Origin of the sequence: Pedobacter sp. HMWF019 (assembly GCF_003061025.1) — a bacterium.
In the GTDB taxonomy this organism is placed as follows: domain Bacteria; phylum Bacteroidota; class Bacteroidia; order Sphingobacteriales; family Sphingobacteriaceae; genus Pedobacter.
In genome coordinates this window covers 1-7,581 of sequence record NZ_QAIL01000382.1, presented here as the reverse complement: position 1 = coordinate 7,581, position 7,581 = coordinate 1, and the positions used below count along the sequence as shown (strand labels likewise).

Genomic DNA, 7,581 nt, shown 5'->3' with positions numbered 1-7,581 from the left:
CATCTCCTTAGTCCGGATATACAATTCTATGATCAGCGTTTCTTTGGAATCAAAGTAATGGTAAATAGTCCCTGCAGCAACATTTGCGTTTTTTGCAATCTGGCTCATAGGAGCACCGTGAAATCCATGTGATTTTACCAGCTCTAATGTGCTGTTTAGGATCGCGTCTCTCTTGCCGTTATTTTCTAATTGAACGTTCATTCGGTAGCAAAGGAAAATATAATATCCTTAATTTAAGGATTTAAAATCACTAATGACAAAATAATGATATTATATTTTCGGAAAGAGAAAACGTAACAATTCTATGACCTGTTTGAACTTTGAATTATAATATCAATTTTTGTATACTCCATAAGGCATTGCGTCAAAACTATGAGCCTATCTAAGTATATTAAGATTCTATTTATCCTTGCTGGCATTTTACTAAGTGTTAAGCCTATTATTGGCTTCAGTATCAGTGAACGCATACATGCGGCAGACGAAAATGGAATTTTCCTCATGCAGAAGCTCTTCAATAAACGTAAACAGGAATATGCTGAAGAAATTTGTATGGAGTCTACAGATGCTGTTTTTCGGTTACCCGATCTTCCGGAGCATTTATTTAGAACAATCTGGTCCCTGTTATCTTTTCTCTTTCCATTAAGGGGACTTGCAGAATCTGGCACTACACAACGTGCCATCCGGCAGCTTATTTCCAGTTTACTACCCAACCGGGAAGTTTACATCTCTTATAGAAAACTGATCATTTGATATCCTCACCTTTTACAGGAACTATTATTTAACTGATCCGTTCGTTTCATCTTATTTCAAATATTTATGTACACCTATAAGAAGGCAGTTCTGTTGATCTGCTTACTCATCAATGCGTTAGAAATTTGTGCGCAGCAAAGCAGGCCAGTTCTGCACTTACAAGACCTGTTAAATCAGATCTCTGTGAGATCACCAGAGCTGATCTCAGACTCTGCTTCCGTGCAGATTCGCCGGTCAATGGCTCAGCAAACGCGCTATAACTGGCTTCCGTCGCTCAAATTGAATTATCAAACAGATATAGGAAGCAATAACAATGTTGCCGGACCATACGTAGGTTTCGGCATCGTTCCTTCCAATTCCAGAGGAGTGAGGACCGAAAGCAACACCAGCGCGGTTTTAGGGGATCTTGGAATTGCGGCGCTGGAATGGGAAATCTACAACTTTGGAGGTTATCATGCACAGAACGAAGTTGCCACTTCCGAAGTTAAAGTGGAGGAGAATCGATTTAAGGTATCAAAATTTGAACTTCAAAACTTTGGAATTGATGCTTATCTGAAGCTTTACCACTACCAGAATATGCTGGCCATTCAACAGAAAAATATAGACCGCAGCCTGGAAATCAGGCAATCTATACAGGCCCTGGCACGGAGCGGCTTGCGTGCAGGAGTGGATACCAGTATTGCAGAAGCTGAGCTTTCCAAATCCCGGCTTAATAAAATCGAATTAAATAATCAGTACGCACAGCTTCAACTACAATTGGCGGCCATTAGTGGTCTGAAATCCTCGTATATCATCCCGGATTCCACCATCGCTGCAAACCTGATTATGCATGCGTCATTGTTGGAGCCATTGACTCCCGATACAATAGGGCATCCCGGACTTCGGTACTACAGATCGCTTTATCAAAGCAGTTTAGAAAAAGAGAAGCTCGTTAAAAAGAGTTATGCACCAAAAATCATGTTAGAAGCGGCAGCCTGGGGCAGAGGTTCCAGTGTTGATGCAAATGATCATTTTGGCAGTCTGGGAGAAGGAATGGGTATAGACCGAAGTAATTATCTGGTTGGTATTGGAATTACCTATAATCTCTTTGATATTAAACATAAGCAATTGCAACTCCATACCCAGAAACTGGTTTCCGATTTTGCCTTGAAAAAATTAAAGGAACAGCAAGTTCTTCTGGAGAGCAGTTCAGATCAGGCCGCACTTGAATTCAATACAGCACTGCAAAGGCTTCAGGAAATACCACATCAACTGCATGCTGCAGAGGCCGCTTATCGTCAGAAACTTTCTTTGTACAAAAACGGCCTGTCGGATATTATTGAACTTAATACTGCCCTCAGTCTTCTCTATAGAGCAGAAACAGATTATGCTACAGCAAAATATACTTTTTGCCGTGCACTCTTTCAAAGGTCAGTAGCCCAAAATAAAGTGGATACATTTTTAAAATCTTTAAACTAGATACTATGTCTATGGTTACCACGGCTTTGAAAAAGCCGGTTACAACAGTCGTTATCACGCTAAGTCTGCTTCTTTTTGCTGTACTTTCCGCCATTAAAATACCTATCGATATCTTTCCTCAGCTCAACCTTCCAACCATTTATGTGATAGAATCCTATGGAGGAATGTCTGCACAACAAATGGAAGGATTCTTTTCTACACGTCTTCAAGATCAGTTTTTGTATGTAAACGGTGTGAAAAATATTACGAGTAAAAACATACAGGGACTGACCATGCTTAAACTTAGTTTTTATGAAAATACCAATATGGCAGAAGCCTCAGCACAGGTAGCACTCCAGGTTAACCGGGCTATGAAATTCTTCCCGCCAGGCGCCCTGCCACCCCAGGTTGTGCGTTTTGACGCTTCCTCTTTACCGGTTGGGCAATTGGTTCTTTCCGGAAAATCGAGAAGCCTGAAGGAGATCTATGATATGGCCGCTACCCGCATCCGGCCAATGTTTGCCACAGTACCAGGACTTTCTGCTCCTCCACCTTTTGGGGCCAACTCCCGCTCTGTTACCGTGAATTTAGACCCTAGTAAACTCAGAAGTTATAATTTAACACCTGATGAGGTTGTAGAGGCTTTGGCCAAGTTTAACGTGATGTCTCCCTCGGGCAATCTCCGCATCAATAATACCATGTTTGTAACATCAATGAACTCTCTGGTGAAACATGTAGACGAATTTGGTGATATTCCCATAACTACAAAAAATGGTGTCTCTGTGCTGGTCAAGGATGTTGCGAGGGTAGCAGATGCTGCTGATGTAACTGTAGACTATGCACTCATTAACGGTAAACGTTCAGTATATATTCCCGTGGTTAAAACGGCTGATGCTTCGACCTGGGAGGTGGTTAAAGCCCTAAAAGCTAAAATTCCTGAGATGCAGAGCTTGCTTCCCGGCGATGTAAAGATATCTTACGAATTTGACCAGTCAGTTTTTGTTGTTAATGCTGTCAAAAGTTTGATTAGTGAGGGGGCATTGGGTGCATTACTGACCGGACTTATGGTTCTTCTGTTTCTCAGGGACTGGAGGAGCAGTCTCATTGTTGTCATCACTATTCCTGTATCTATCCTCATAGGAGTATTGTTGCTCCGTCTTTTTGGGCAAACAATTAATATTATGACTTTAAGTGGTCTGGCGCTGGCCATTGGTATCCTTGTTGATCAGGCCACTGTAACTATAGAGAATATCCACCAGCATTTGGAGATGGGAAAGAGCAAGCGGCAGGCTATTTACGATGCCTGTGAAGAAATTGCATTTCCCTTATTGTTGATCCTGCTTTGCATACTGGCTGTTTTTGCCCCATCATTTCTCATGAATGGTGTTCCTAAGGCCATGTTTCTTCCGCTGTCTCTCTCTATTGGATTGACCATGATCGTGTCCTTTATTATTGCCCAGACCGTTGTGCCTATTCTGAGCAACTGGATGATCAAAGCTGAGCGTTACCAGCACTATGATCACCACAGCCTCCATGCACATGCGGGAGAGGCTCTGGACGGGGTAGAGCGGGAGCAAGTCAAAGAACATCTCAAGCAGGAACAGAAAGATCCAAAACATAATGATCTTTTTGAACGGATAAAGCTGAAATATATGGAGCTTATCAAAAGCTGGATGAGCAGAAAGAAACTGATCATTCCAGCGTATCTGATATTGGTTGTCGGTCTGGCCGCCGCAGGATTTATCTATATCGGCAAAGATATGATGCCAAAGGTCAACAACGGCCAGTTTCAGATCCGCATAAAAGCGCCCGACGGAACCCGGCTTGAACGAACAGAAGATAAATTTAAACAAGTATTACAACTTATAGACGCCACAGTAGATCATCATATCGCCATCAGTTCAGGTTATGTAGGGATTATCCCCAGCAGTTACGGTACAAGTAATCTTTACATCTTTAATACGGGTACACATGAAGCTGTTTTACAAGTAAATCTAGATGAACAGTATAAAGTGAATATGGATGAACTGAAAGATGCCCTGCGAAAAAATATTCATCAGGCTATACCAGATCTGAGAATAACCTTTGAGCCTATCGATATGACAGAAAAGATCATGAGCCAGGGTGCCGCAACACCAATAGAAGTGAGAGTGGCCGGTAAAGACATGCAGGAAATTGAGCGTTTTGCAGGCCGCGTAACAGATCAATTGCATAAAATACCTTACCTGCGTGATATTCAGATTGTCCAACCTTTAAAAGTGCCGGTAGTTTCTATAACTCTCGATCGTTTAAAAGCAGCTCAACTGGGATTAAATGTCCAGGACATCGCCCGTTCAGTTACAGCAAGTACGTCCTCCAGCCGTTTTACAGAAAAAAACCAATGGCTGGATGAGAAGGCGGCCTATACCTATCAGGTACAAGTTCAGGTTCCGGAATATGTGATGGATACGATGGAAGAACTTCGCGAAGTTCCGCTGGTTAAAGGCCAAAGCAGCCCGGTTTTGGGAGATATTGCATCTTTTAAAGTGATCTATACACCCGGTGAATACGACCGTACAGGACCGCGGCGTTTTCTAACCATAAGTGCTAATATCTATAAACAGGATTTGGGAACCGCAACTGCAGATGTCACCAAAGCATTAAATTCGCTCGGAAAGCCGCCTAAAGGCTTATTGGCTGAAGTAAAAGGAATGTCCAGTTTACTGTCTGAAACGCTGTCGAGTCTCCAGAGCGGTCTTCTTCTTGCTATTTTGGTGATCTTTCTGTTGCTGGCTGCAAACTATCAATCGTTCAAATTATCCCTAACCGTGCTCTCTACTGTTCCTGCTGTAATATTAGGATCTTTAGCAGCCCTGTTTCTCACGGGGTCTACACTTAATCTCCAGTCCTATATGGGAATGATCATGTCTACAGGTGTATCTGTTGCCAATGCAATTCTTATTGTAACCAATGCAGAAAAACTCCGTCTGGATTACAAAGATTCATCCAGGGCAGCGGTTATCAGTGCTTCTATAAGACTGAGGCCAATTCTGATGACCAGTTTAGCAATGATGGCAGGTATGATTCCTATGGCTTCCGGAATGGGAGAAGCAGGAGAACAGACTGCGCCATTGGGCAGGGCTGTTATTGGAGGATTATTTGCCTCAACCCTTGCCGCTTTATTTATCCTTCCCCAGGTATTTGCCTGGATGCAGGACAAAAGCACTTATCGTTCACCTTCATTAATGCCAGAAAATACAACACATGAATAATTCATCCAGAACAATCCGCTACAGGAGCAATCAGATCTTTAATGTCCTGGTTGTTACTGTACTATTTTTTATCTCTTCCTGCAGTCAGGGAGAAAAACCAATTTTGATCAATCATAAAGAAAATAAAGCCACCGGGTACGAATTGGGAGTGCTGAAAGAGAAGAATATGTCCAGTTCAGTACGCTTACCCGGACAATTGAAGCCATTTGAAGAGGTTTCTGTATTTGCACGGGCCAACGGCTTCGTAAAAGAAGTCTATGCTGACCGTGGTTCGGTTGTGAAAAAAGGACAGGTACTGCTTACCCTTGAAGCACCGGAAATGGAATCCCAACTGGAAGCAGCAAGATCAAAATATTTGCAAGCCAAAGAGATCTCGCTGGCCAGTCAGGATAAATACAACCGGTTAAAGCAGGCCGCCAAAGAACCCGGAGCAGTATCCAGACTTGATCTTGATAATGCTTTTTCCAAAATGAAAGGGGATTTGGCCATTGCAAATTCAGAACAATCCAATGTCGCCTCTGTAAAGCATATGCAGCAATATCTCATTATCACGGCCCCGTTTGATGGGGTCATCACCCAAAGGAATGTTTCACCTGGTGCATTAGCAGGTCCAGGTAAGAGTGGAGAGCCTCCGCTTTTTCAGTTGCAGCACCTCCAAAAACTCAGGTTGGAAGTCTATATTCCAGAAGCTTATGTAGACAAAGTGGACCTTAAAAAGCAAGCCTCCTTGTCATTTACTGCAATACCAGGCAAAATCTATAAAGCACTGATCAGCCGGTCTGCAAATGCATTAAACAACAGCACCCGCTCTGAGGCCATAGAGGTAGATATCAATAACCAGGATGGTCAGCTAAAACCAGGGATGTTCGCTGAAGTTGAAATTCCATTATTATCCGGAGCTAAAGCCTTAATGGTTCCCAACCACGCTATTGTAAGATCTACAGAACGAGAGTATGTGATCAAAGTGGAAACTGGAAAAGCCTTAATGGTTGATGTTAAGGAAGGATTAAGCGCAGGAGATTCTACTGAGATATTCGGAAATATTAAGCCAGGAGACCAAATTTTACTGCAAGGTAGTGATGAAATTAAAAATGGGACGTCAGTAAAATAGCTTGCTTTGGAATAGTCTACTATTTTAATAGACTATTCCAAAGCTTTTAGTATATTTGTTATCAAGTGAAAAAGAACCAGTTTGTTCATTCATCAGTTAAGCGTCATAATTAGTAAATTGAAAACATAAAGCGATCATTTGAAATTGTTTAAATTAGGATGGATGTTGGGCGCAAGCATATTTTTGAATCCAGTAAATTAAGAATTATGGAAAATAATGAACGAAGAGATTTTCTAAAAAGCTCCCTCAAAATGTCTTTGGGTGTAGCAGCTTTATCTACATTAAATGTTATACCTGCCTTTGCAAAAGACCTTGCTGAAGAAAATCGACAAGCTTTTGTGTTTTCTCAGGTCAAGCTTCCATATACCTACGCTGCCCTGGAACCGAATATAGATGCCCTGACTATGGAAATACATTATACCAAGCATCATGCAGCCTATATTAAAAATGTAAATGAAGCCATCCAGGCCGAACATTTAAATTTCAAAGACGAATACGACTTTTTTTCAAAGGCATCTACTTTATCTGCAAAAGCAAGAAATAATGGTGGTGGTGCCTGGAATCATAATTTTTTCTGGGAATCAATGCAGGCATCTGGCCTAACTGCCCCTTCGGGAAAATTAAAGGCAGCAATCGAGAAATCTTTTCAATCTGTTGATCAGTTTAAAGAGAAATTTTCTCAAGCTGCATTAACCCGTTTCGGATCAGGCTGGGCCTGGCTCATCCACAACAACGGTGTATTGAGCATTACTTCAACCGCCAATCAGGATAATCCACTTATGGATAATGCTACTGAAAAAGGTACACCTTTACTTGCTTTAGATGTTTGGGAGCATGCCTATTATTTGAAATATCAGAACAAAAGGAATGAATACATCTCATCCTGGTGGAATACTGTAAATTGGAATGCAGTAAATAAGCGATTTGTATAGATAAGCGCTAATTTTATTATGTTTTTGTCAAAAAAGCACAGTTTAAGACTGTGCTTTCATTTTATTGGTTGTTTACCATATGTTTATAACGGTATACGAT

The 7,581-nt window shown here is 41.6% G+C and carries 6 protein-coding genes; 5 read left to right on the top strand and 1 reads right to left on the bottom strand.

What is annotated here, in order from left to right; all coding sequences use genetic code 11:
- On the bottom strand, nt 1-201 hold a 201-nt coding region (locus tag DBR11_RS21050), incomplete at its 3' end, for a TetR/AcrR family transcriptional regulator (protein ID WP_146186614.1).
- Between the two features lie 171 nt (nt 202-372).
- Here DBR11_RS21050 and DBR11_RS21045 point away from each other — a divergent pair.
- The 5 genes from DBR11_RS21045 (at nt 373) to DBR11_RS21025 (ending at nt 7,481) form a co-directional block, all read left to right on the top strand.
- On the top strand, nt 373-750 hold the full coding sequence (locus DBR11_RS21045; protein ID WP_108554587.1) for a hypothetical protein: 378 nt from the start codon (nt 373-375) through the stop codon (nt 748-750).
- Nucleotides 751-816: 66 nt separating this feature from the next.
- The gene (locus DBR11_RS21040) at nt 817-2,208 is read left to right on the top strand and encodes a TolC family protein (protein WP_108554586.1); all 1,392 of its coding nucleotides are present in this window, start codon (nt 817-819) and stop codon (nt 2,206-2,208) included.
- Between the two features lie 5 nt (nt 2,209-2,213).
- Complete coding sequence (locus DBR11_RS21035) at nt 2,214-5,438, top strand: efflux RND transporter permease subunit (RefSeq protein ID WP_108554585.1); 3,225 nt, start codon at nt 2,214-2,216, stop codon at nt 5,436-5,438.
- Nucleotides 5,431-6,549, top strand: a complete 1,119-nt coding sequence (locus tag DBR11_RS21030; RefSeq protein ID WP_108554584.1) for an efflux RND transporter periplasmic adaptor subunit — start codon at nt 5,431-5,433, stop codon at nt 6,547-6,549. Before DBR11_RS21035 ends, DBR11_RS21030 begins: the two co-directional genes overlap by 8 nt.
- Nucleotides 6,550-6,755: 206 nt before the next feature.
- Complete coding sequence (locus DBR11_RS21025) at nt 6,756-7,481, top strand: superoxide dismutase (RefSeq protein ID WP_108554588.1); 726 nt, start codon at nt 6,756-6,758, stop codon at nt 7,479-7,481.
- The last annotated feature ends 100 nt before the right edge of the window (nt 7,482-7,581 follow it).